The sequence below is a fragment of the Vaginisenegalia massiliensis genome (genome assembly GCF_900604935.1).
Lineage (GTDB): Bacteria > Bacillota > Bacilli > Lactobacillales > Aerococcaceae > Vaginisenegalia > Vaginisenegalia massiliensis.
In genome coordinates this window covers 75,339-96,550 of the sequence record NZ_UWPC01000004.1, presented here as the reverse complement: position 1 = coordinate 96,550, position 21,212 = coordinate 75,339, and the positions used below count along the sequence as shown (strand labels likewise).

Sequence of the window (21,212 nt, the reverse complement as noted above, 5' to 3'; positions counted from 1 at the left end):
GACAGACTCAGACCATTGCTCGTCTTAGGCTTCTATTTAGACTTAGCCATCGCAAAATTAACTAATTTACTGTCATTGGCTTTTTCTTGACTCGTTTCATTTTCTTCATCTTTAGCTTCATTGGAAATAACTTCATGAATTAATTTTTCAAGCTCTTTCTTTTCCTCTTCATTTAAGGTGTTATCTTGCCAGAGCTTGCGATTGCCACCACTGCGAAGATTGAAAATATCGTCTGCTTCGTAATGATCGGTTTGATGGGTCAATCGTTCTACTTGATCTCCTGGATACAAAGCATCAAAGTCTGTTTCTTCAATGAGTTCTTGGTATTGATTTAAGATTGTCTGCATATCTTGTTTCATCTCATTGAATCGATCGCGTAGTACCGAACCAGAATTGATTAATTCACGGCTTTGATAAGCAAATTCTTCCTTGTACTGAGTCACTTGTTCATTAGTTTGAGTTAATAATTTCTCAGCTTCTTCTTTCGACTCATTAACAATCGTTGTACCTGTCATCCGAGCGTCCACAATCCCGGCTTTGAGAGCTTCTTCTAAGCCCATATAATAACCTAATTTATCTTGAATCGTTTTAAGTTGATCCTCCAAGTTCTTAATTCGTTCATCTTTTTGCTCCATTAAACGAGTCACTTGTTGACGATTAAAACCTAAAACGCTTAAAGACAAATGATTCAATTGATCCATATCCTTCACCTTTTCTACCTATCTCTACTAGTTATCACAGCAACTATCTTCTCAACTTCAAAAACTATTTTCACGTTTTTTTCATGCTATATAAGTAATATATTCATAAATACTAGTTGATTTTATCAAAAGAATGATTAGATATCAATTTGAATCCGTATACTAAGCTGATTTTGTTACGCAAGAAGCGTGAAACACTCTAGCGGTATGGATTAAGGCAAAAAAAGGCCGGCTTTTTCCGCCGACCTTTGCGTATGAATTATTTATTTGTCTGCGCTTCTTTTTCCAATGCCGCTTGGGCTAGGATGTTTAAATAGTTCCATGGGCGATCAAAGACAGGTTGGAAGAAGAAATCAACGTAGGCTAAATCTTCAATCGTCATCTTATTTTGGATAGCTAGAGATAAGGTGTTAGCGGATGCCGTACAATCATATTTAGACATCACTTGTCCACCTACGATGCGACCCGTTTTCGCTTCGTAAACCAACTTCATATGAATTTCTTGGGTTGTTGGCATGAATTCTGGCCGATAGTTATCAACCACATATACTGCCCGCGTATCTAAGTTGAACATAGAGGCTGAGGTTTCAGTAACACCGGTTGAACCGATATTCCAACCAAAGAGATGGAGACCAGAAGTCGCCTGCGTTCCACGATATGCGACTTTATCACCCATAATATTTTTCCCTACAAGCGACCCCATCCGAACAGCGTTAGTAGCTAACGGAATGTACGCATGACCCTGATTAGGGTTGTAGTTCACTGCACAGGAATCGCCAGCGGCATATACATCCGCTACTGAGGTTTTCATATAATTATCAACGATAATCGCTCCATTTGGCATCATATTAACTTGTCCGCGAACTAGTTCATTATTTGGTCGGAAACCAACACAGAGAATGACCATATCAGCTTCATACTCGCCATTAGAAGTGATAACTTTGGTTACTTTTCCATCTTTACCTTCAAAACGGCTAACCATTTCGTTCAATTGCAAGCGAACCCCTTTTGCTCGTAGGTCTGCTTCCAAAATATCGGTAAACTCCGGATCAAGATATTTATTCAAAATACGGTCTAAACCGTCCACTAAGGTCACTTCTTTACCTTTATTAGCAAAGGCCTCAACTAATTCAATCCCAATATAACCCCCACCAATGACGACTACCTTTTGATGGTCATCTAATTTTGCAAAAATTTCTTGAGCTTGATTATAGTTTTTACATAATTGAACATTAGCTAAATCCAAACCTTCTAAAGGCGGAATAATTGGCCAAGAACCCGTTGTTAACACCAATTTGTCATAAGATTCTTCAAATTCGCGACCACTTGTTAAATCTTTAACTTTCAGGGTCTTGTTCTTCAAATCAGCGGCTAACACATCATGTAGCATATGAACATCCGCACCTAACTGTTCTAATTCACTTGGACTCGAATAGAACAAACCTTGAGGGTCCTTAACCACACCGCCAACATATAAGGCTATCCCACATGATAAGAAGGAAACATTGTCATTCCGTTCATAGACCACAACTTCTGCTTGGGGATTTTCGGTTAAAATAGTTTTGACTGCGGCTGTCCCAGCGTGGGTACATCCAATTACAACGATTTTCATATCTGTTTACCTCCGAATTATAAACTGTACCATTTATCTGGCCTAAGAATACCATGTAAACCAAACAATGAGCAACAGATATGCTTAATAAATCACAAAATTATCACAAATTTTCACAAATAGTTTTATTATTCTTCTTCAGTTTCACTTGTTAACATTGGCGAAGCTAGATAATACTTGAGCAAATGATAGGTGGCATCGACTGAATCCGCGTGCGTACGTTCATAGGCATGACTCGCTTCAATACCCGCACCAAATAAACCATGACGAACATCGTATCCTGCTCTTAATGCGCCAGATGCATCACTCGCGTAATAAGGATAAATATCTAAACGATAATCGATTTGGTGGATTTCGCATAAGTCTACCAAGTAATTACGCATGCCTAGATGATAAGGACCCGATCCATCTTTGACACAAATAGAGACTGAATACTCATCTGTTTGCTGGTCATCCCCCATCGCTCCCATATCCACTGCTAAATATTCTTCTACTTGTTCAGGGATACCGGCATTTGCTCCATAACCAATTTCTTCATTATTAGAGAAATAGAAATGAGTGGTATGAGCCAAGGTCATTTCTTGGCTATGAATTTTATGGATCAATTCTAACATCAAAGCTGCGGAAACTTTGTCATCTAAGTGGCGAGATTTGATGTAGCCATTTGGGGTAATTTGAGTTCGTGGATCAAAACTAATAAAGTCTCCGACTTGAATCCCTAAGGCAAGGGTATCTTCAGCCGTTTCAACATGTTCATCCAAGCGAACTTCAATATTCGTCTGATTGCGTTCAGCCGTACGTGCATCAGCATAAACATGTACACTGGTTTGATGCATTAAAATAGTTCCTGTAAAGGTCTTATCTAAGCGACTTGAATGAATGGTACAATATTCACCTTCAATTGCGTGATAAGTAAAGCCGCCTATTAAATCTAATTTTAATCGCCCATCAGCTTTTATGGCTCTCACCATAGCTCCTAATGTATCCACATGCGCGGTAACAAACCGATGACGCTGATCATCTTGACCCGTTAGCGAAACCATCAAGCCACCTTTAGCCGTAAGTTGATAAGCGATTCCTCGGCTAGCTAAATCTTGTGCTATGTATTGGATGATCGCTTGGGTATGACCCGTTGGCGATGGAATTTCTGTCAAGCGCTTAATCGCTTCTAATCGCTCGAAAGATTTTGGACTAATTTGATTCATAAGTTCCCTACTTTCTCAAATGTTGGCAAGCCTGTCTTTGGCTTGTTATACTTACATCATACTATACACAAAGAAAGGTGAACAGTATGCAATTCAAATGGATTGATGGCCATCAAAGCTCCGACTTCCAAGAAGCCCTTACCATTCGTCAGCGCGTTTTTATTGAGGAACAAGGATTTTCCTACGAGGAAGAAATGGATGAGCTAGATCCTCTGTGTTGGCACCTCATCGGTTATTTGAATGGTCAAGCCGTCGCGACGGCTCGTATATATTTTCTGAATTCGACTCATCTTAAGCTTCAGCGAATTGCTGTTCTTCCTGACTTTCGTGGTCAACAGCTGGGCCAAAAACTTTTAGCCGAAATCGACCATTGGGCTAGCCAACGAGGGGTACAGCAATTACACTTGGGAGCTCAAGACCAAGCTATTGGCTTCTATGAACAAGCGGGTTACTCTGTTTCAGATCCCGTCGGCTACCTTGAAGGTCATGTCCCTCATCATGATATGGTTAAAAATCTCAAATAAGCCCAAACACCAAATCCAATTGAATGTCTATAAAGGAAAGTCCTCCTTAACCTGATCTTTAAGTCTAGGCTAAGGAGGATTTCTTTATTTAATATATTGAATGAAGAACGACGCAATCGAAAAGTAAATTAATACTGAAGTTAAGTCACTTAAAGTTGAAATAAATGGTCCACTAGCAACAGCTGGATCAAAGCCTAACCGCGTCATCAACTTCGGAATAAGAGCCCCTGCTAAATTGGCCACCACGATGGCACACGTCATAGCAATCCCAATTACGGCTCCCAAAACCAAATTATGTTTCCAAAGACCGGCAACAATCGAGATAGTGAGACCCACAATTAAACCGGTAAATACACCCGTCAAAATTTCAAACCAGATTGAATTATAAAATTCATCTTCTTCTGACTTGTTGGCAATTTTCCGCACAGCTACCGCTAACGATTGAGTTCCAGCATTCCCTGCTGTCCCCGTAATCAAAGTGACAAAAGCAGAAAGAACGGAGGCTGTTTCAATGAGTTTTTCATACTGACTAATTAGGGTAGCTGTTCCCATCCCCAAAAAGAGCAAAGTAATTAACCAAGGCAAACGGCTTTTGGCGGCACCAAACGGTGTTTCAGGTTGATCATTAACATTGACGGCGGCCAAACCAGAGTAATCCGAGTCCGCTTCTTCCTGAATAACGTCTAAAATATCATCGACGGTAATAATACCAAGTAACTCTTTGTCAAAACCAACAACTGGCAAAGCAAGTAGGTCATAATCTTGTACCATCTTAGCCACTTCTTCTTGATCATCATTCACTTGAACCGAAATAATTCGACGGTTCATCACTTCTGAAATTAACCGTTGGTCTTCATGAACAATTAAATCCCTTAAAGAAATGACCCCTTCTAAGCGTTGGTTGGCATCAGTCACATACACATAATAAATGGTCTCTGCTTGAACCGCTTCCCGTTTAAGATGAACATAAGCCTCACCTACCGTAGCCGTCACCGGCACCGTAACAAACTCAGTTGTCATAATCGAACCAGCCGTTTCATCAATGTAATTAATTAATCGACTGATTTCGCGCGCACTTTGCGGTTTCATCAGGTGCATATAAATATTCACCCGTTCCCGATCACGAAGTTGATTCAAAACATCGACGGCGTTATCGGCATACATTTCACTTAAGACAGCCGCTGCATAAGCATTGGTCATGTCTTTGAAATAGTCATCAATTTGCCCATCTTCTGATTCGGCTGCGTCGAGAAAGTTGGCCACTTCAGATGGCGAAAGATACTCAAAAACACGCTGACGATCTTGTTTAGAAAAAGCAGCAAATAATTGCGACTGGTCATAATTATGATGCGCTAAAAACTCCGTACGAAAACGGGTCATGCGATTATTTGCTAGTTGATGCTGCATAGTTTTCACTCGTTCTTCAAAGGGTCTTTCAAATACTTCCATCTTTCTCCTCCTCCGATTTACCATTTATGCGTTATTTACGCAGATGGCACCATTGGGCCATATCCTGTGCAAGGGGTATGGATAATTGTATCCTCTCCTGACTGAATGGTTGACTGAAATTTAGTTGTCCACAGTGTAGTGCTTGGCGATTTAAAGGTTCAATAAGCGGTCCGCCATACAGATCATCGCCCACCAAAGGGCCTCCTTCGTAAGTTAAATGGACCCGAATTTGGTGCGTCCGCCCCGTATGCAGTTGTAATTTAAGCAAACTACTATCCTTAAATCGGTCTTCAACCCAATATTCCGTCAATGCCGCTTGACCGGACTCATGAACTTGGCGAGTTATAATTGAATGATCATGCCGAGCAATCGGCTGATTGATCAGACCATGATCTGGCCAACCCACTCGACTAGAAATCGCCCAATATATTTTTTCAATTTGTTTAGCCTGTATTTGCCGATCTAATAAAGCATGAGCAAGTCGATGTTTAGCGATTAACATTAACCCTGTCGTATCCCGATCCAAACGGGTGACAATATGTATCACTTGGTCATCATAGCCTTGTTGAATATAATAACCCTTTACCCGATTAGCCATGGAGGAAGCCGGATTTAAACGAGAAGGAATAGAAACTAAATCAGCTGGTTTGTTAACCACTAAGACATCGCGATCTTCATAAATAATATCAATTGCTTCATATGAAGGAATGACCGTGTCGTGACCCGTCTCACTTGGCGCATCTAACTGTAAGATATCACCCGAATGAATTCGGGCACGTACGGTCACCGCTTCTTGATTTAGACGGATCAGACCCGGTGCTTGCTTAAGGTGAGTCACAAAGCTACGAGGTAAGCCTAATTCCCGTAAGTAGTCACGAATAAGCTGTGGTTGGGCCTGATCATAAACCCACTCAAATAACATGGGTTAGTCCTTTTGGGCTTTCAAAACAAAGTCTTCAATGTCTTGCATCTTGCTTTGATCATTGATCGTTGCTTCTACCTTACCCTTCTTAACAATAAACGCATGGGGAACGGTGGTTACCTTAAAGAAATCAATATGTTGACGAAAGGCTGGATCTTGGACCCGCTTCTTAACATCATAAAAATAAACCGTTTGTTTCGTTTCTTGGGTTAAATGAGTTAATTTAGGAGAAAAAGCTTTACAAAACGGACACTCATCATAGCCCAAATAGATAATAACCGACTCTTTTTCAGATTGCTTCATGATTTCATCGAAGGCTTTATCAGAGTCGATTTCCTTAATCGTAGGATAGGAATGAATTTCATGTTTACCCTTTTCGTCTTTATTAATTTGATCCAATTCAGCATATAATTTGTCTTTCGCTTTTGCGTCAAGTTTAAGAATCGCTAAATTCGGATCAATTTTGACCGTTCCTTCTTTAGCTTGTGTACTAGCAATTGTCGTTTCAGTCGACTCCGAAGCAGCCGCCGCCAAAGGAAGTCCACAAGTTAAATTCATGACAAGGCTACTTAAACAAATTAATTTTTTATAAGTGTGTTTCATTGACATCCATCCTTTATCTGATCTGTTGATTGATTTTTCAAACCAAGGAACGAACGCTCAACTCGATTCCAAAAATCGCGATGTTGAGCACTGGCAAATTGAATACGTTGGTCAGCAATTGTCACCTTGATTGATTGAATTTCTAAATCACTCAAACTAGTATTATCAATCATTAAGAGTAAGCTCTTATCTGTATCATGGGGTTCTAATTCAAAACTCGCTTCTTTAGGGATAATAATCGGCGACCCTAGGGTGCGATAAACTCGATTGTTTAAGGCAGCCATTTCGGTCATTTGTAGACAATCTAAACTAGGATGAATGACCGCCCCACCCAGGGATTTATTCAAACCCGTAGAGCCCGTTGGCGTCGCAATACTTAGACCATCTCCCCGAAACGTCTCAAAAAAATCTCCACTAATTTTAACATCGCAAACCATGGTACCTGTTAAAGAACGTAAAGAGACTTCATTTAAAGCCAGTTTGTTAATGACTTGCCCACTCATTAGGCCGATTTCAACTTCAAGCACCGGATAAGAAATGATTTCACTCGGCATCTGATCCAAGGCCGTGATCAAAGCTTCAATTTGATTGGTTTTCCAATCAGTATAAAAACCCAGATGGCCTGTGTGTACACCCATAAAAACGGTTTGATCCAAGCGATTATTAAATAAATGAAAGGCGGTAATCAGCGTCCCATCTCCACCAATCGTCACCACGATATCTGGTTGTTCATGACCTTGCACTAGGCAAAATTTAGCCGGATTGATTCGTTCTTGTAAGACTTGCCGACAATGTTGCGAACAAGACGTATCATTGGCATGAATATAGAGTTTATGTTTCATAAGATACCCACTTTCCAGCTATTTCTTATCAAAAATACGAATGGCTTCACGAATTTCGTCGCGAATTTCTGACATTTCTTCATCCAACATGAAGGCCGCTTCAGACGCCCGTTCTAACCTTCGCAAGATTTCCTCAGGATAATCATTATGATATTTGTAATTGAGCGAATGTTCGATAGTCGCCCAGAAATTCATGGCTAAGGTGCGAATCTGTACTTCGACAATCACTTTCATTTCTCCATTGGCTCGTTGAACCGGATATTCTAAAACCATATGATAAGATCGATAACCACTAGGCTTGTGATTCTGGATATAATCTCGGATTAACAAAACTTTAAAATCATTCCGATTCATAAGCAGTTCGGCTACTTCGTAAATGTCTTCGACGAATTGGCACATGATTCGAATACCAGCGATATCTTGTACCCCTATTAACATATCCTCCGGATTAATTTTGCGGATTTCCATTTTTTCTAAAATACTTTCCCGTGTCTTTACTCTCCCTGTCACAAATTCAATAGGAGCATGTCGATTTTGGGCTAAAAATTCCTTGCGGATATTTTTTAATTTTAATTTTAATTCTTCAACCGCTTGGCCATAGGGAGCTAAAAAGACCGACCAATCATCAATAAAATTATCCTCTATCACTGCACACACCTCATTCGCCGCTGATATGTAAAAATACCCACTTTATAGTTTAACATATCCGGTCATATTGGAAAGGTTTTTTGCGAAAAAAGCATCCTTTTTTCACCTTCTTTAGACAAGCTAGCAAAGGCCATTAGAACGCTTTCCATTGGCTTTTATGATGGATTGTAGTACAATAACAACGTTGTTTTAAATTAAGGAGGTAGGCTAATGGCAACAAGTATTGAACAAGAATTAAAAGTCCTATTAAATCATGATAGTTATCAACGTCTCTTCCAATATTTTAACTTAGACAATCAAGCTGCTATCCGTCAAAGTAATTACTATTATGATTTCCCCGATGGCAGACTTAAACAAGTGGCTGCGATTTTACGGTTACGTAATTATGAAACGAAAAGTGAGTGGACTTTTAAGCAACAAACTCAGGATCATATCGCTCAAGAAATTTCGCAATTTAATCCTCAACCCATTGCCCCTCAACCTAACCATGCTCTACAAGACTATATACATGATTCTGAACTTTTAGCCCAGCTTAAAGCCTTAGGTCCACTTGAACAACTAAGAGCGACTTACGATTTAACCACCATTCGCTATCAAATCCCTTGTTCATTTGGCGAATTCGCGCTCGATGAGAGTCACTACCTTAATCACATAGATTATGAAATTGAACTAGAGACGGACGATTTAAATGCAGGGTTGGCTGGCTTCCAAGCCTTATTAACTGAGTTAAATATTCCTTGGCAAGTGGCTGATAAGAAAATCGCCCGTGTCGCTCGTCGCTACCAAGAGCTTCAAGACCAAAAGGCAAATAATTAGAGACTCATAAGTCTTTTTGATAGAATGACGGTAAGAAAGAGACTGTTAGAATTTTGACCAGAAGAAAAGGAGGTGTCAGTCGATGATGAATAGTTACCAAGTGGACTACCATACTAATGGCGTGAGTAAGGTCTTTGAATTTTACCTTTTCGTTAATCCATTGGGTCGTATCTGTTATTATTCCCAACAAGAAATGATGAATGCTGTTGATCGAATTTCGTCTAAAACTGACATTCATATACTTTGCTTCCACAATCAACGAACCGTCGTGGACTTTATGAAACAACTGAAAATTCCAAGTCACGATTTAGCAACCCGTAACAAAATATATAACGTTATTTACAATGCTTCCCTAGCTTATAAGGCAGCTTGTATGCAAGGCAAAAAAAAGGGGCGGCTTTTCTTATTAAAAATGCAACAACAACTCGACCTACAAATTGACCGTTACAACGACGAATTTGTGCTAGATATTGCCAAAGAGGTCGGCTTAGACATTGATATGTTTTTGATTGACCGCTCTTCGGCTTTTATCAAACAACTCCATTTGAATGATCAAAAGATTGCGACCGATATGAAAGTCCAGGCTACACCTACCCTCGTGCTTTTTGAACATTCAGCCTCCCAATCTGGCTTGGTAATCGAAGATCATATTACCCAGGACCTCATTTTCGATCAATTAGACTATATGACCCAAGCAGATTTTGATTCTTACCCTGGCTATAGTCCCGAAATGCAAGTTATCAAACGTCAACCTCATTTACGACTTTTGCCTTAATTCAAATTCCTATACGATAGTAGAAAAACTATGTTGACCACGTTCAAGTGAATGAAATCAACATAGTTTTTTTGTTAAAACAAATTTTTTCTCAACAAAAAAACCACGCTTGCGCGTGGTTAACTTATTATTTATTTAAAGCTTTTTTAGCTTGTTCTACTAAAGCCGTGAATGCTTGAGCATCATTAACGGCTAAATCAGCTAACATTTTACGGTTAACTTCTACACCAGCCACTTTTAAGCCGTTCATTAATACGCTGTAGCTTAATCCGTTCATACGAGCAGCCGCATTGATACGTGTAATCCATAAACGACGGAAATCACGTTTCTTTTGACGACGGTCACGGTAAGCATACATGTATGATTTCATAACTTGTTGCTTAGCTGTTTTAAATAAAGTATGTTTTGAACCGTAGTAACCTTTTGCTAATTTTAATGTACGTTTACGACGTTGACGCGTAACGTATCCACCTTTAACACGTGCCATTTAAGTTTCCTCCTTAGAAAATATCAGTGATTATAAAGCTGCGATTTGTTGTTTGATCCGTTTGATATCGGATGCAGATACTAAGCCACCTTTACGTAATTGGCGACGTTGTTTCTTAGTTTTACCGTGGAAACGGTGACTTGTGAACGCAGAATCGCGTTTTAATTTACCTGAACCAGTCTTTTTAACACGTTTAGCTAAACCGCGGTGAGTTTTTTGTTTTGGCATGAGAATTCCTCCTAATTATTAATCTTGTGATAATGGCGCTAACATGATGTACATGCTCCGTCCATCCATTTTGGGTTGTGATTCCACTGTTGAATACTCTTTCGTATCTTCAATAAAATCGATTAAGACATCGCGACCAAGTTCCTTATGGGTAATAGCACGACCTTTAAAGCGAATAGACGCTTTAACTTTGTCACCATTGCTAAGAAACTTAATAGCAGCGCGTAATTTGGTTTGATAATCATGGTCTTCAATCGAAGGGCTTAAACGCACTTCTTTGACGCTAACAATTTTTTGATTCTTACGTTGTTCTTTTTCTTTCTTCTGCATCTCAAAGCGATATTTACCGTAGTCTAAGATTCTAGCTACCGGTGGATTCGCATTAGGAGAAACAAGAACAAGATCGAGTCCAAACGTTTCTGCAATTGTTAAGGCATCATCTAGTGATTTAAGTCCGATTTGTTCCCCATTGTCACCAATAACCAATAGTTCACGGGCTCTAATATCTTCATTGATGATTAATTCTTTAACGATGATTGGCCACCTCCATAGTTTTTATTTGATCATTCAAGCAGATTAAAACAAAAAAGCCAGCTTATCCGTAGATAAACTCGCCGAAATATCCTGAATTAACAGTAGTATTTGCCAAGTCACTCGTGTGATTGGCGAGAAACGGCGTGTTTCTACTTGTTTTCTCAACTTAAACAGTTTAACACACCATTTCTTTACTTGCAAGAAAATATTTAACTATTTTCAACAGATCGTAAAACACGTTCGGGAGTGAGAGCAACCAAGAGAAAAATGTAACCCGTTTGCACCCAAAACACTGACACATCCATCATGCCGTGAATAACCACTGCCAAAATGAAAGCTGTCACTAAGCCTAAGCCTTTGCGCAATTCTCCTACTCTTACTCCGCTCGCTAACCAACGCCAAAAATCAGCTGTGGCTACACTTAGTAACATTAAGCCAACGAGACCATAATTGGCTAAGCTATCGATTAAAATTTGATGGGCATGCATCTGCGGTTTACCATCAAACAAATAGTAATAGCGGACATAAGACATTGCCCCTCGACCCGTTAACGGGCTAGTTGTAAAGATTTTCCAACCCGTTTCCCATAACCAAAAGCGATCCTTAAAACCATACTGTAAGGACTGGAAACGCGGAATAACATGGGGATTTAGCACAAGTAAAGCTGTAGCTAGACCAATCAAGCCGAGAACATATAGTCCCAACTTCTTATGCATAAAGTAAATTAACCAAACACTGGAAATAAAAAGTGTAGGTAGTAGCATACGTGATGCCGTTAAAACAATCGCAATTAAAGTCAGCAAAAGACAGAAAACACTGATTAGCTTCCAAGCCAAAGATGTTTTGGATAAGAGAAAATAAATGGCGATTAAGGTGCAAAAGATACAAAACAAACCAAAATAATTAGCATTGAAAAAGGTAGACTCCGCCCGAAAGTTTGGGCTAGAATCCTTCAAAATATACAACCAAAAATAATGATGCTCCTGGATGAATTTCCAATAATTTCTTAAGGCAAACCCTTGGGTAAATAGGCCCCCAATCAGACAGATTTTTAATAATTTAAGCCATAGCGTCGGCTGAACATAACGACGATATATCACAAAAAATAAGGAAAAGGCCGTTAAGGCCACCATCACACCCACGCCAATAAAATTTCGATTAACTAAAGAAACAATAGCACCAAAAGCAAAAAATAAACTCAGGCCCCGAATAGCATAAAAGTGTTCACCTAAGTGAGCGCGATCTCGAATTAAGAGAGTCATTAAGACCCCAATCAGAATGGGAGACCCAATATAAAAGGGTAGGAGGATACCAATTGTAGCAATCACCATCAATCGTTCAAAGCTAGCATACCAATTAATCTCGCAATGATTTTCTTGTTTTTGAGCCATGATTGCCCTCCCTTTTTGTTCATTTCTTCTATTATAAAGATTATTCTATAATTTTAATATACCTAGTCTATAATTTTAACAGAAAAAGCAATAAAATTACTATTTTTATCAATAACTTTTTATTGGAAAGTTATCCTGTCTCCGCTATAATGGTGAGGTAATGACTAACGGGGGGTTATCCATCTTGTCTTGGACCAAAACATATAAAAAATTACTCATACTCAGTTTAACTTGTACCAGTGTCTTGTCTACTCTACCAACAGTCGCTGCTCAAGAGGAGCTATCTAAAACACCTAATTTAACTCAAGATACACCAGTCAAAGCACCCATTCAAGCACTACAAATGCCGAAAGATTATCCCGAAGCATTGAATAACGTTCAAGTTGATGGTCGTTCTTATGTCGTCGTCGACCAAGAAACCAATAAAATTTTAATGGAAAAAGAAGGTAACGTAGCATATCCTATTGCTTCCATGTCAAAAGTCTTATCCATGTATTTAATCTATCAAGCAATCGAACAAGGAAAACTAAAAGAAGACGAAAAAATCGTCATTCCGGACACCATTGTTCAGAACATCTCTTCTAATCCTGATTTGTCCAATGTTGGCTTAGAATCGGGTGTTGAATATTCAGTGAAAGACTTAATGAATGGTATTATGTTATCTTCAGGTAACGATGCCACCTCCGCTTTAATGTGGAAAATTTATGGTTCTGAACAAGAAGGCGTCAAAGCCATTCGTCATCAGTTAGATGAATGGGGCATTGATGACTACTCATTTTATTCAACATCGGGCGTTCCAGTGCAATATTTGCCACAAGATTATTGGATCGATGATGCCAAAGAAGGCGACGAAAATAAATTATCTGCCAGTGATATGGCTTTAGTGGCTAAATACACAATCGAAAAGTATCCTCAAATTCTTGATATTACATCTCAATATGAATACACCTTTATGGCAGGAACCCCTCAAGAAAAACAATTAGTAAATCCAAGTGAATTACTTGATGGTAAAACCTATGGTCGTAAAGGAATGACCGGATTAAAATCTGGTCTCACTGACGGAGCGGGACGATGCTATGTAGCCACTGGTACTGAAAATGGCCGTAAGGTTATCACTGTTTTAATGGGTGCCCAAGAATCAAGCTATCCGGGCATCTATACTCTATTAGATACCTTGAGTCAATATCCTGACCTCTATAAAAAGGACGGCTTCAGTATCAACAAACGTTTAACTAAAGCGGAAAAAGAAGCTGCAAAAGCCAAAGCTGATGAGAAAAAAGACGGCAAAAAAGAATTAAAAAATCAACGCGATACTGGTTTAACTAAACTCATGCGCGATATCTTCAAATTCTAAAACTCAAATGAAAAGCCAACCTTCTTCTTGAAGGTTGGCTTTTTTGTGCATTAAATGAAGCAATCCATGGCATTTATCTTGCCTCAAGTGTTCTTTAATTACCTAAAACGGCTTGGATATTCATAACCCCATAAATAAAGAGAATGGCTACACCAGCTAGAATAAGCCATTCGTATTTTTTGAAAATAACTTTCCCAGCTTGTTTGCGAGTATATATATATAGACCTACACCTGGCAAGAGGGTTAACATATCTAAAATTAAGAATTGACGTCCGGAAGCATAGAAGACCCACATCAAATAAACAAAGGCACTGATTGTCAAGACTAAAGGTTTGAGCCCGTTATCTAAGCCCTTCTTCTGATGAAATTCTTTTAATTGAAAAAGAACAACTAGGAGATATGGAATTAATATAACCGCGGACGAGAGTTGAGAAAAGAAAGAATAGGCTCCATTGACCATCACAAACAAGAAGAACAAACATTGAACAATTAAGGTTGTCACGGTCAAAGCAGCAATCGGAACATGGTGACGGTTGATCTTGGTAAATAATTTAGGAAACAAACCTTGGATTCCAGCTTGATAGGCAACTTCTTGAGCCAACATAGTGCCTGAAAGCCAAGCCCCAAAGACCGACATCATCACACCGGCATTAGCTATCGAAGCTCCCACTTTACCAAGGAAACGTTCCAAAATATAACCCATAGCTGGATTAGGTAAAGCCGCCAATTCTTGTCGACTCATCACTCCATAAGCTAACACGGTCACCATCAAATAAATCATACTGACAGAAATAAAACCTAGTAAAGTCGCCTTCCCTACATCTGATCGTCGTTTGGCCCTACCTGAAAAAACAACGGCACCTTCAATGCCCACAAAGGCCCATACCGTTACTAACATCGTGTTTTTCACTTGATCAGTGACAGAACCGACAACCAAGTTTTCTTTTAGATTCCCCCAAATATCCTGGTTAAAGATATCTTGTTTGAATCCAAAGAAGATAATGACAATAAAAAGAAGAATAGGAACAATTTTAGCAATCAATACGACGGTATTTAATAAGGCTGCTGACGAAAGCCCTTTAGCTAACTTATAATGTATCAGCCAAAGTATCATACTTGCCCCGAGGACTGAAATGAGGTTTTCTCCCCCACCAAATTGAGGAAAGAAGAAAGAAACCGTCCCAAAGAATAGAGTCCCATAAGCCGCATTTCCAATAATGTTGGAAATCCAATAAGCCCAGATGGAATTGAAGCCTACATAGTCTCCAAAGCCCGCTTGGGCATAGGCAAAAATACCTGAATCCAAATCTGGCCGTTCTTCATTTAAATGTTGCAGAACCAGCACAAAGGCGCCCATGCCAAGGAAAGCTATCAACCAACCAATTAGCATGGCCCCTGGGGAAGCCACCCGCCCCATTTCTTTCATTAAATTAAAAATTCCTGAGCCAACGACCTTGCTGACCATAATACCAATCAGGGCAACTAAGCCGATTTTTTGTTGGTTTTTATCCATTTATATCACCTATATGTAACCTTTCCATCCCGAACCGCATAAAAATGAGATAAAAAAACAATAAGCTATTTAACAATAATTTGCAATAGCTTATTGTAAAAATCATTTGTTTAATGGTTTATCTCAGCTTATGCGCGGCTTTTCTTAGCCACATCTTCCTGAAGTTTTTGAACAAAGTCATCGAATGATAACGATTCCGATTGGTTTGAACCGTAACGGCGAATATTAACCGTTCCGTGTTCGACTTCTTGGTCACCGATAACCAATTGATAAGGAACTTTCGATGTTTGGGCCGAACGAATCTTATAACCTAATTTTTCATTACGTAAATCCATTTCAACACGGAAACCTTGAGCTTTCAATTCATCATAGATTTCTTGAACGCGGTCTGCATGGGCATCAAGGCTTACTGGGATAATGACCGCCTGAACCGGTGCCAACCAAGTTGGGAAGGCTCCTTTGTATTCTTCAATCAAATAAGCCACAAAACGTTCCATTGTTGACACTACTCCACGGTGAATAACGACTGGACGGTGCGTGTTTTCACCATCTTCACCCACATAAGTTAGGTCAAAACGTTCTGGTAACAAGAAGTCTAATTGGATAGTAGACATGGTTTCTTCAATACCAATGGCTGTTTTGAACTGAATGTCCAACTTAGGTCCATAGAAGGCTGCTTCTCCTTCAGCTTCAAAGTAATCATGTCCCGATTCATCCATAGCTTCTTTTAACATAGCTTGAGCCCGTTCCCACATTTGATCATCATCAAAATATTTATCCGTATTGTTCGGATCACGATAACTCAAGCGGAAGCGATAATCGGTAATATTAAAGTCAGCATAGACATCTTCAACTAAACGTAAAACACGCTTAAACTCTTCTTTGATTTGATCAGGGCGAACAAAAATATGAGCATCGTTAAGGGTCATTTCTCGAACCCGTTGTAAACCTGATAGGGCACCTGATTTTTCATACCGGTGCATCATCCCTAGTTCAGCAATCCGAATCGGTAATTCACGGTAAGAATGAATATCATTTTTATAAATCATCATGTGATGCGGGCAGTTCATTGGACGTAGAACCAACATTTCACCATCGCCCATATCCATTGGTGGGAACATATCATCCCGATAGTGATCCCAGTGACCAGATGTTTTATAAAGGTCAACCTTAGCCATGATTGGTGTGTAGACGTGGTCATAACCTAAACTAATTTCTTTGTCCATAATATAACGTTCGATAACCCGGCGAATGGTTGCTCCTTTTGGTAACCAGAATGGTAAGCCTGATCCCACTTCTTGCGAAACCATGAATAAGCCTAACTCTTTGCCTAGTTTACGATGATCACGTTCACGAGCTTCTTCACGAAGACGCATAAATTCATCTAAGTCTGCTTGTTTAAAGAAGGCCGTTCCGTATACCCGTTGCATCATCTTGTTATTTGAATTTCCACGCCAATAAGCTCCTGCTAAAGACAATAATTTGAATACCTTAATTTTACCCGTCGATGGAACGTGTACACCACGACATAAATCAGTAAAATCTTCTTGTTGATAAACCGTGATGACTTCATCTTCAGGCAAATCTTGAATTAATTCTACTTTGTATGGATCATTAGCAAATAAAGCCAAGGCTTCTTGACGAGTAACTTGACGTCGTTCAATCGGATAATTTTGACTGATAATTTTCTTCATTTCTTTTTCAACTTGAACTAAATCATCTTCCGTTAATTGAACTTCTTTATCAGTATCATAATAGAAGCCAGATTCAATGGCTGGTCCTACGCCAAAATGAATATCAGGAAATAGACGTTTCATAGCATGAGCCATTAAGTGTGCGGTCGAATGACGCATAATTTGCAAAGCTTCTTCACTCTTATCAGTGATTAATTCAATTGATCCGTCCTCTTCAATTGGTCGGTTATGGTCAATTAATACCCCATTAAATTTCCCAGCTAAAGTCGCTTTAGCTAAGGAAGAGCTAATCGATTGTGCAACTTGAACGGGTGTGATCCCTGCTTCATACTCGCGAATGTTTCCATCTGGAAAAACTAATTTTATCATCATTATTCCCCTTTCTTATCTAACAAAAAAGTCCCATTGACTCCAAGGAGTCAATGGGACGTTAACTTCATTACGTGGTTCCACCCAAATTTATTATAAAGCCATGCTTTATAACCTCAAACGAACTTAACGCGCTCCGACGGCCAAAATTACTCAACCTATTTTTAGGTTTTTCCAAATGGCTTCCATGAAGGGGTCATATTAAACCATGATAAGATGTTGCACCAACCCATCTCTCTCTCTAATCAATCTGCTTAACATGCTGTCTTCATTAAGAAATTATAATCCCTTTATACCATGAATTTTTGCTCGTGACAAGCAAGGTTCAATAATTAACGCCGTTGCCGATCAATTTTAATTAATTTAACGAGTGCTCCAAGGGTCATAACCAAACCCAATAACATTGGAAAAGCAAGAATGGTTTGCTTCTCTTTGAAGTAATAGGCTAATAGAACCAAGATTTGGATTAAAGTTGCCACGCCTAAATAGACGATAATCAAACGGTTAGTTTTAATGTATTCTTCTGTATTCATTTATCTCTATCCTTTGCTTAGTTAGTCGCTTGGCGACGACGGTTTTCACCGTTAAAGGTCATTTCTTTTGCCAAGTAATAAAATCGTTCCATCAATCTCTTAGCTTTGACCCGCTCGACCGCATCACGTGTCGTAGCCAAATGATGTTCAATTTCTGCCATATTAAAGTTGGACGTGAAGAAAGTTGCTAAGGATTCCTTCATTCGATGTTCTAATAGAACGGTTAGCACCTCATCGCGTAACCAAGCTGAATTCGATTCAGCTCCAATATCGTCGATAATTAAAACGGGAACATTTTTGATCTGATTCACCATGTCTAAAGTCGTGTTGTTGGCAATCGAAGCCTTTATTTCACTGGCAAAACTTGGATAGTGTAACATGGTTACCCCAATTCCTTTATCGACCAACAAATTAGCCATGGCACCTAATAAATAGGTTTTGCCTACACCGAAAGGTCCCGTAATAAAAAGACCTTTCGCTTGGCGGGGATTTTCTTCATAAGCTTGAATAAAGTTTAACACCTCATCAAATAAGCGCTGCCGGTTGGCACTAGATAGATCAAACTGATCAAGTTGAGCGAGGCGAACATCTTGTGCCATCATGCGATTATCCATTAAAGATTGCCGTTTTCGTTTGGCTTCCTGATCTAAATAAGCTTGAGTCGGTACATAAGTGATATCGATATAACCCTGATTGATAAATAAGTGTGGGACAAAACCTGGATTTTGACCTGGACGCCCCTCTTTAATGGCTTTCATTTCTCGCACATATTCATTGAGTTTCGATAAACTATTGGTAATCATCTGGCTAGATAGTTGGTCAGCATGTTGATGAATGAAGCTTTGAACCTCCGGATAGTCGCGTACTTCTTGATAAGTTCGCTCCAAACTGGCCTGATAGTTAGGTTGTGCGCTCAAATTAGCCATTAGTTCACGCATCGTTTTCATAACATCACTCTTTTCCCGAAAGTTTATTTAAGCGTTTGATTAATTCTTCTGAGTTAATCGGCTTCCCACTCGCATCTGATTGTGGATTTGCTGGTAATTCATTGGCTGTATCTTGTTTCATCCATGAGGGAATGGCTTCCTCATGTTTAGGCCGAGAATAATTTGTCCATGACGGCCGCTGACTAGATTGTTTTTGTTGCTTTTCTTGCATTTGTTTAACTTTATCTTGCGCTTTGACATACTGCAAAGCTTGAGCCACAGATTGGATGGCTTGTTCTTGCCAAATGGAGGCTAATCTCTCTAAATTTGACTTATACAAAACTTCTTTCTTCTCAACAACGAGCAAGGTATATATCAGAAAATTCAGAACTGGAATAGGCAAAGTCGACTTATTGGCTTGCAAATCATTCAGGTAATAAATTTCACTATCCGTCGCAAAACCACCCTTAGCCGCTTTTAAATTGACTAAAAAATCTTGGCAGTTTAATTGCTCACAGGCAAGGATTAAATCAATCTCTTCAGCACTTAAATCGGGATAATTTTCCTTTAATGCCTGCTGACGCTGCTGACGATCGGACGGATTATAGGTTCGAGGATAGGTCGCTTGCAATTCTTTTTCAGCTTCTGGTCTCTCAGCCACAAACTTATCTGACCGTTGTTGGGCAAAATAATGCCGTTTCTGGGCGATCAACTTAAGTTGGTCAAGCTCGATTTGGTTGGTTGAAGAATTAAGAGCCAAACGTACCAACTGCGTCATTTGTACTTCATCCAAATCAAACACTTGATGGCAAGCATAGACTTCTTCTTTTAAAGCTTGAGTCAATTGACTTTGCTCGATTCCTTCCGCCATTAAGTAACGTAAAAAGCGACTATAGTTAAAGCTGTCTTCACTGAGCATTTGATTAACTTGAGCACTTTGATGACGAAAAGCTTGATTAGTTAATGATTCAGAAATGGGTCCGTAATTGTCTAGGTTCGTTGTATGGAATACTTCTTCAAAACTAGCGGTGATTTCACTGTAGTGTTCTAAGTCAAACTCTTCCAGAGTCCAATATTTAAGTAGCTGATAGTAGGCCTGATCACCAATTTGATTAAACAAGGCTGTACTCAATAAGGGATGCTCCAGAAATTGATGGATATCCAATGGTAACATCACGTCATAAACTAAACTTTGATTAGTCCAATCAACATGAGAAGTTAAGTCACGATAGGTTTTTAGAAGCCCCACGGCCTCAAGAGATCGTCTAGCTTGGTCACATTCTTGGATACCCATATTTAACATTTGAATTAGCTGGGCGTGAATTTGTCTTTGGCTCCATTGACTATTTTCTTTGGGTAAATTTAGCAAGCTCATGTATAGGCTAACCGCCTGTGGTCCAACTAAAGGTTGGTATAATTGCAGTAAACTTTGAACCTGCAAGGGGGCTAAATCTGACTGGATACGTACCTGAAAGGGTTGAAAAGCTTTAATGATCATTCTCATCTTGTAACTGCTCCGACTGGTCTTTATTGGTCGAACTCAACTGATTATGGGTCAAGAGTCCGTTCGTTTTCATGGCTTCTAATTCCTTTAAAAACATCTCGCGTGATTGGAATTGACGGTAAACACTGGCGAAACGGATATAGGCTACTTCGTCTAATTCCATTAACAGGGGCATCACATATTCCCCAATGCGTTTACTATCGATTTCATGATCGTTGGCTTCGCGAATAGCATTCTCAACATTATTTACTAAGTGATCCATCTGTTCACGTGTAATCGGCCTCTTTTCAGCCGCACGAACAATTCCGCGCAGAAGCTTATCACGATTGAATTCTTCCCGCGTACCATCGCGTTTGACTACTAATAAAGGTATCCGTTCAACTCGCTCATATGTATTAAAACGATGACCACATAATAAACATTCCCGCCGTCTGCGGATAGCTGCCCCATCATCTGCGGGACGTGAGTCAATAACCCGTGATTGGGCTTCATGGCATTTTGGACATTCCATCTAAGCTTCGCCTCCTTATCTTAATACAGCTTCATTTTATCATAGCTTGCTTGCTTTGTATGCCTTGATTG

General features: G+C 39.5%; 23 protein-coding genes. 4 read left to right on the top strand and 19 right to left on the bottom strand.

From position 1 onward, the window contains the following. Positions 1-32: 32 nt before the first annotated feature. The 3 genes from EIH20_RS03670 to EIH20_RS03660 all read right to left on the bottom strand — a co-directional run bounded on the left by EIH20_RS03670 (position 33) and on the right by EIH20_RS03660 (position 3,518). The gene (locus tag EIH20_RS03670; protein ID WP_124058013.1) at positions 33-701 is read right to left on the bottom strand and encodes a hypothetical protein; all 669 of its coding nucleotides are present in this window, start codon (positions 699-701) and stop codon (positions 33-35) included. A gap of 259 nt (positions 702-960) precedes the next feature. Further along, on the bottom strand, positions 961-2,313 hold the full coding sequence (locus EIH20_RS03665) for an FAD-dependent oxidoreductase (protein ID WP_124058012.1): 1,353 nt from the start codon (positions 2,311-2,313) through the stop codon (positions 961-963). Positions 2,314-2,441: 128 nt separating this feature from the next. Beyond that, positions 2,442-3,518 carry a M42 family metallopeptidase gene (locus tag EIH20_RS03660; RefSeq protein ID WP_124058011.1) on the bottom strand — a complete coding sequence of 359 codons (1,077 nt, stop codon included), beginning with the start codon at positions 3,516-3,518 and terminating at the stop codon, positions 2,442-2,444. 86 nt (positions 3,519-3,604) lie between these two features. On the opposite strand from EIH20_RS03660, the gene EIH20_RS03655 reads away from it, so the two are divergent. Beyond that, the gene (locus EIH20_RS03655; protein ID WP_124058010.1) at positions 3,605-4,042 is read left to right on the top strand and encodes a GNAT family N-acetyltransferase; all 438 of its coding nucleotides are present in this window, start codon (positions 3,605-3,607) and stop codon (positions 4,040-4,042) included. 84 nt (positions 4,043-4,126) lie between these two features. On the opposite strand, the gene mgtE is transcribed toward EIH20_RS03655, so the two are convergent. The 5 genes from mgtE to yjbM are packed head-to-tail and all read right to left on the bottom strand — an operon-like array spanning position 4,127 to position 8,488. After that, a complete protein-coding gene (gene mgtE / locus EIH20_RS03650) occupies positions 4,127-5,491 on the bottom strand; it encodes a magnesium transporter (protein WP_124058009.1) in 1,365 nt (454 codons plus the stop codon). A gap of 31 nt (positions 5,492-5,522) precedes the next feature. Next, a complete protein-coding gene (locus EIH20_RS03645; protein WP_124058008.1) occupies positions 5,523-6,413 on the bottom strand; it encodes an RluA family pseudouridine synthase in 891 nt (296 codons plus the stop codon). Between the two features lie 3 nt (positions 6,414-6,416). Continuing rightward, positions 6,417-7,016, bottom strand: a complete 600-nt coding sequence (locus EIH20_RS03640) for a DUF6568 family protein (protein WP_164470856.1) — start codon at positions 7,014-7,016, stop codon at positions 6,417-6,419. Then, the gene (locus EIH20_RS03635) at positions 7,013-7,858 is read right to left on the bottom strand and encodes an NAD kinase (RefSeq protein WP_124058006.1); all 846 of its coding nucleotides are present in this window, start codon (positions 7,856-7,858) and stop codon (positions 7,013-7,015) included. The genes EIH20_RS03640 and EIH20_RS03635 overlap by 4 nt, the downstream gene beginning before the upstream one ends. Positions 7,859-7,876: 18 nt before the next feature. Beyond that, the gene (gene yjbM, locus EIH20_RS03630) at positions 7,877-8,488 is read right to left on the bottom strand and encodes a GTP diphosphokinase (RefSeq protein ID WP_206424101.1); all 612 of its coding nucleotides are present in this window, start codon (positions 8,486-8,488) and stop codon (positions 7,877-7,879) included. Between the two features lie 228 nt (positions 8,489-8,716). Between yjbM and EIH20_RS03625 the strand changes: the two genes are divergently transcribed. Both EIH20_RS03625 and EIH20_RS03620 read left to right on the top strand, forming a co-directional pair. Continuing rightward, positions 8,717-9,322 (top strand): CYTH domain-containing protein, encoded by a 606-nt coding sequence (locus EIH20_RS03625; protein ID WP_124058005.1) that lies wholly within the window; start codon positions 8,717-8,719, stop codon positions 9,320-9,322. A gap of 82 nt (positions 9,323-9,404) precedes the next feature. After that, positions 9,405-10,097 (top strand): DsbA family protein, encoded by a 693-nt coding sequence (locus EIH20_RS03620; RefSeq protein ID WP_124058004.1) that lies wholly within the window; start codon positions 9,405-9,407, stop codon positions 10,095-10,097. Positions 10,098-10,224: 127 nt separating this feature from the next. Here EIH20_RS03620 and rplT read toward each other — a convergent pair whose 3' ends face one another. The 5 genes from rplT to EIH20_RS03600 are packed head-to-tail and all read right to left on the bottom strand — an operon-like array spanning position 10,225 to position 12,737. Then, on the bottom strand, positions 10,225-10,584 hold the full coding sequence (gene rplT, locus EIH20_RS03615; protein ID WP_124058003.1) for a 50S ribosomal protein L20: 360 nt from the start codon (positions 10,582-10,584) through the stop codon (positions 10,225-10,227). Positions 10,585-10,614: 30 nt separating this feature from the next. Beyond that, a complete protein-coding gene (gene rpmI / locus EIH20_RS03610) occupies positions 10,615-10,812 on the bottom strand; it encodes a 50S ribosomal protein L35 (protein ID WP_124058002.1) in 198 nt (65 codons plus the stop codon). A gap of 18 nt (positions 10,813-10,830) precedes the next feature. Beyond that, positions 10,831-11,331 carry a translation initiation factor IF-3 gene (infC, locus tag EIH20_RS03605; RefSeq protein WP_124058001.1) on the bottom strand — a complete coding sequence of 167 codons (501 nt, stop codon included), beginning with the start codon at positions 11,329-11,331 and terminating at the stop codon, positions 10,831-10,833. A 57-nt stretch (positions 11,332-11,388) separates the two neighbouring features. Continuing rightward, the gene (locus tag EIH20_RS08640) at positions 11,389-11,511 is read right to left on the bottom strand and encodes a hypothetical protein (protein WP_277423380.1); all 123 of its coding nucleotides are present in this window, start codon (positions 11,509-11,511) and stop codon (positions 11,389-11,391) included. Positions 11,512-11,555: 44 nt separating this feature from the next. After that, the gene (locus tag EIH20_RS03600; protein ID WP_124058000.1) at positions 11,556-12,737 is read right to left on the bottom strand and encodes an O-antigen ligase family protein; all 1,182 of its coding nucleotides are present in this window, start codon (positions 12,735-12,737) and stop codon (positions 11,556-11,558) included. 160 nt (positions 12,738-12,897) lie between these two features. Between EIH20_RS03600 and EIH20_RS03595 the strand changes: the two genes are divergently transcribed. Next, the gene (locus tag EIH20_RS03595) at positions 12,898-14,091 is read left to right on the top strand and encodes a D-alanyl-D-alanine carboxypeptidase family protein (RefSeq protein ID WP_124057999.1); all 1,194 of its coding nucleotides are present in this window, start codon (positions 12,898-12,900) and stop codon (positions 14,089-14,091) included. A gap of 94 nt (positions 14,092-14,185) precedes the next feature. Here EIH20_RS03595 and EIH20_RS03590 read toward each other — a convergent pair whose 3' ends face one another. From EIH20_RS03590 to nrdR, 6 genes are all read right to left on the bottom strand, one after another. After that, positions 14,186-15,604 (bottom strand): basic amino acid/polyamine antiporter, encoded by a 1,419-nt coding sequence (locus tag EIH20_RS03590; protein WP_124057998.1) that lies wholly within the window; start codon positions 15,602-15,604, stop codon positions 14,186-14,188. A gap of 128 nt (positions 15,605-15,732) precedes the next feature. Further along, positions 15,733-17,667, bottom strand: coding sequence for a threonine--tRNA ligase (thrS, locus tag EIH20_RS03585; RefSeq protein ID WP_164470855.1), 1,935 nt, complete (start codon positions 17,665-17,667; stop codon positions 15,733-15,735). 332 nt (positions 17,668-17,999) lie between these two features. Then, entirely contained in the window at positions 18,000-18,200 is a 201-nt protein-coding gene (locus EIH20_RS03580; RefSeq protein ID WP_124057996.1) for a hypothetical protein, read from the bottom strand. Positions 18,201-18,217: 17 nt separating this feature from the next. Beyond that, the gene (gene dnaI / locus EIH20_RS03575; RefSeq protein ID WP_124057995.1) at positions 18,218-19,147 is read right to left on the bottom strand and encodes a primosomal protein DnaI; all 930 of its coding nucleotides are present in this window, start codon (positions 19,145-19,147) and stop codon (positions 18,218-18,220) included. A gap of 4 nt (positions 19,148-19,151) precedes the next feature. Beyond that, a complete protein-coding gene (locus EIH20_RS03570; protein ID WP_124057994.1) occupies positions 19,152-20,630 on the bottom strand; it encodes a replication initiation and membrane attachment family protein in 1,479 nt (492 codons plus the stop codon). Next, positions 20,614-21,141 carry a transcriptional regulator NrdR gene (gene nrdR / locus EIH20_RS03565; protein ID WP_124057993.1) on the bottom strand — a complete coding sequence of 176 codons (528 nt, stop codon included), beginning with the start codon at positions 21,139-21,141 and terminating at the stop codon, positions 20,614-20,616. The genes EIH20_RS03570 and nrdR overlap by 17 nt, the downstream gene beginning before the upstream one ends. Between the last annotated feature and the right edge of the window lie 71 nt (positions 21,142-21,212).

What these genes read in the sequence shown, in the direction of transcription:
- EIH20_RS03670 (WP_124058013.1), bottom strand. Translation starts at nt 701, where the DNA reads ATGGATCAATTGAATCATTTGTCTTTAAGCGTTTTAGGTTTTAATCGT.
- EIH20_RS03665 (WP_124058012.1), bottom strand. Translation starts at nt 2,313, where the DNA reads ATGAAAATCGTTGTAATTGGATGTACCCACGCTGGGACAGCCGCAGTC.
- EIH20_RS03660 (WP_124058011.1), bottom strand. Translation starts at nt 3,518, where the DNA reads ATGAATCAAATTAGTCCAAAATCTTTCGAGCGATTAGAAGCGATTAAG.
- EIH20_RS03655 (WP_124058010.1), top strand. Translation starts at nt 3,605, where the DNA reads ATGCAATTCAAATGGATTGATGGCCATCAAAGCTCCGACTTCCAAGAA.
- mgtE (WP_124058009.1), bottom strand. Translation starts at nt 5,491, where the DNA reads ATGGAAGTATTTGAAAGACCCTTTGAAGAACGAGTGAAAACTATGCAG.
- EIH20_RS03645 (WP_124058008.1), bottom strand. Translation starts at nt 6,413, where the DNA reads ATGTTATTTGAGTGGGTTTATGATCAGGCCCAACCACAGCTTATTCGT.
- EIH20_RS03640 (WP_164470856.1), bottom strand. Translation starts at nt 7,016, where the DNA reads ATGAAACACACTTATAAAAAATTAATTTGTTTAAGTAGCCTTGTCATG.
- EIH20_RS03635 (WP_124058006.1), bottom strand. Translation starts at nt 7,858, where the DNA reads ATGAAACATAAACTCTATATTCATGCCAATGATACGTCTTGTTCGCAA.
- EIH20_RS03625 (WP_124058005.1), top strand. Translation starts at nt 8,717, where the DNA reads ATGGCAACAAGTATTGAACAAGAATTAAAAGTCCTATTAAATCATGAT.
- EIH20_RS03620 (WP_124058004.1), top strand. Translation starts at nt 9,405, where the DNA reads ATGATGAATAGTTACCAAGTGGACTACCATACTAATGGCGTGAGTAAG.
- rplT (WP_124058003.1), bottom strand. Translation starts at nt 10,584, where the DNA reads ATGGCACGTGTTAAAGGTGGATACGTTACGCGTCAACGTCGTAAACGT.
- rpmI (WP_124058002.1), bottom strand. Translation starts at nt 10,812, where the DNA reads ATGCCAAAACAAAAAACTCACCGCGGTTTAGCTAAACGTGTTAAAAAG.
- EIH20_RS03600 (WP_124058000.1), bottom strand. Translation starts at nt 12,737, where the DNA reads ATGGCTCAAAAACAAGAAAATCATTGCGAGATTAATTGGTATGCTAGC.
- EIH20_RS03595 (WP_124057999.1), top strand. Translation starts at nt 12,898, where the DNA reads ATGACTAACGGGGGGTTATCCATCTTGTCTTGGACCAAAACATATAAA.
- EIH20_RS03590 (WP_124057998.1), bottom strand. Translation starts at nt 15,604, where the DNA reads ATGGATAAAAACCAACAAAAAATCGGCTTAGTTGCCCTGATTGGTATT.
- thrS (WP_164470855.1), bottom strand. Translation starts at nt 17,667, where the DNA reads ATGATAAAATTAGTTTTTCCAGATGGAAACATTCGCGAGTATGAAGCA.
- EIH20_RS03580 (WP_124057996.1), bottom strand. Translation starts at nt 18,200, where the DNA reads ATGAATACAGAAGAATACATTAAAACTAACCGTTTGATTATCGTCTAT.
- dnaI (WP_124057995.1), bottom strand. Translation starts at nt 19,147, where the DNA reads ATGAAAACGATGCGTGAACTAATGGCTAATTTGAGCGCACAACCTAAC.
- EIH20_RS03570 (WP_124057994.1), bottom strand. Translation starts at nt 20,630, where the DNA reads ATGAGAATGATCATTAAAGCTTTTCAACCCTTTCAGGTACGTATCCAG.
- nrdR (WP_124057993.1), bottom strand. Translation starts at nt 21,141, where the DNA reads ATGGAATGTCCAAAATGCCATGAAGCCCAATCACGGGTTATTGACTCA.